This is a genomic window from Mesorhizobium sp. M2A.F.Ca.ET.037.01.1.1, assembly GCF_003998075.1.
GTDB lineage: Bacteria > Pseudomonadota > Alphaproteobacteria > Rhizobiales > Rhizobiaceae > Mesorhizobium.
Genome location: NZ_RZSA01001061.1, coordinates 1 through 2,125, shown reverse-complemented (window position 1 = coordinate 2,125; position 2,125 = coordinate 1). Strand labels below are relative to the sequence as shown.

Below are 2,125 nucleotides of genomic sequence, written 5' to 3'. Positions count from 1 at the left end.
GCCTGCGAGACGTCGAAATCACGATCGAGCATGATGACCGGCATGAGACTGATGGCGACAGCATCAACCATCGACGCGATGAAGAGAAAGCCGAAGGCCAGGGGGAAGGCTGCGATTGCGGGCAGGATGTGGCGCACCGATCCCGGCGCTACCGCGCGGCTCACCGGCCGTGCCACCACGGCGAAAGGGATCAGCGCCATCAGCGCTATCGCGGCGCAGCCAAGGAGAAGCGCGGCCGGACGGTCGGGCATCAGCGCGATCATCGCCGGACCGAGCACGAAACCAAGGGCGCTGGCAGCGGTATAGACGCCCATGATCCGGCCGCGCCGTTCGGGGGCTGCTGCGGCGTTCAGCGCCGTCTCGGCGACGATGAACATGAGACCCGCACCGCAGCCCAGAACCAGGCGCGCTGAGAAGACGGGCCAGAAGTCGCGCAGAAAGGCCAGCGCAACGAGCGCCGCCGCCAGCAGCCCCACACCTGCCAACGCCGTCGGACCTGCGCCCAACCGGCGGCCGAGGCCTGGCAGCAGCACCACGCCGGTCATGAGGCCGAGGCCGGTGGCTGCGGTGTTGATGCCAATGAGCGCGCCTGACACCTGATCCGAGAGCAGGAGACCCAGAAGCGGATAGGTGGTGCCCATCGCGAAGCCGTAGATCGTCACGCCGAGAATCAGCGCGACGATCATCCGGGCTTCGGAGTTCGGCAGTCGGGTCATGGCATCCTCGCGATGATGGAGGTTCGAGGACATGCCCAAAAATGAGTTTTCGCTCAAACTACTTGTTTTGCCCCAAGCGAACGCTTTTGTTATGCTCGTCTCATGCGCAAACTGCCCAACCTCAACGCCGCCCGCGCCTTCGAGGCCGCTGCCCGGCATGGCAGCTTCGCTGCGGCCGCGCAGGAACTGGGCGTCAGCCATGCTGCCGTCAGCCGCCATGTCCGCAATCTGGAGATGGAATTGGGTGTGGAACTCTTCGAACGCCACGCCCGCCACGTCGTCCTGACCGGCGACGGCAGCCTCTTCGCCCGAACCGTCGCCCGGTCCTTCGCCGATCTGGCGCTTGGCGTCGGGCGTCTGAAGCGCGGCACGGCCAGGGGAACAGTGATTCTGGATGTGGAATCGGATCTGGCGGTCCTGTGGCTCATGCCGCGCCTGACGGCACAGGCGCTGGACGCGCTGCGGCTCAACGTCGATCTGCGTTGCCGCCCGGACCTGCCGCGCAGCCTGCCCGGCGATGTCGACCTGGTTTTGACATGGGGACCGGCGGCGCTGATCGGCTTCCGCTCCGAACCCTTCCTTGACCTCAGTGCCTTCCCTGTCGCCTCGCCCGCATTGATCGCGAAAGGCCCCGATCCGGCCTCACCCGGTTTCTACGCGGCGCACAGGCTGATCCACGAGCGCGGGCTCTACTGGTGGCGGCACTATTGCGAAGCGGCAGGCATCAGGCTGGACGATCTCGACAACCACCTGTTCTTCAATCGCATGCATCTGTGCATCGACGCGGCGTTACGCGGACTTGGCATTGTAATCGGCGACCATCTTTCCTGCGGCGAGCACCTGCGGTCGGGGTGTCTTGTCCAGCTTCCCGGTCCGGTGCTACCGGGGCGGGAGCGGTATCATCTGCTCACCCCTGACACGGCGCACCTGTCACGGCCCGCGCGACAAATGCGCGACTGGTTGAGGAAGGCGGCGCAGAACTGAAAGCGATTGCGGGCAGAATATGCGGAAGGCCCCGCCTCGCGGCGGGGCCGTGCGATCCGCCTCTCAGAAGGGGATCTCGTCGGTGTCCTCGCTCTGGTTGCCGGCGCTGTCGCGCTGCTTCGGCCAGGCGAGAAATTCGACGCCGTCGGCGATGATCTCCGAGCCGTAGCGCTCGACGCCCTCGCTGTCGGTCCACTGCGTGTAGTGGATGCGTCCGCGGACCGCGACCTTCATGCCCTTCACGCAGTGCTTCTGCACCGTCTCGGCGAGCCCGTTGAAGCACTTGACGCGGTGCCACTCGGTGTCCTGTTCGGCGTAGCCGTTCTCGCCCTTGACGACCTTGCCGTCGACGCGGCGGGGGCGGGAGGTTGCGAGCCGGAAGTCGGTGATCTTGGTGCCGCCGCGGGTGGTCGCGGTTTCGGGGT

General features: G+C 66.2%; 3 protein-coding genes. 1 reads left to right on the top strand and 2 read right to left on the bottom strand.

Annotated features, from left to right (window positions below; genetic code table 11):
• Positions 1-716, bottom strand: a 716-nt coding sequence (locus EOA27_RS33355) for an MFS transporter (RefSeq protein WP_189562229.1), incomplete at its 3' end; no start/stop codon positions are given.
• Between the two features lie 102 nt (positions 717-818).
• Between EOA27_RS33355 and EOA27_RS33350 the strand changes: the two genes are divergently transcribed.
• Positions 819-1,700 (top strand): LysR family transcriptional regulator, encoded by an 882-nt coding sequence (locus EOA27_RS33350; RefSeq protein WP_127258402.1) that lies wholly within the window; start codon positions 819-821, stop codon positions 1,698-1,700.
• 63 nt (positions 1,701-1,763) lie between these two features.
• Here the strand turns inward: EOA27_RS33350 and EOA27_RS33345 are convergent.
• Positions 1,764-2,125 (bottom strand): single-stranded DNA-binding protein (locus EOA27_RS33345; RefSeq protein ID WP_145970719.1); only part of this gene is annotated, 362 nt, incomplete at its 5' end.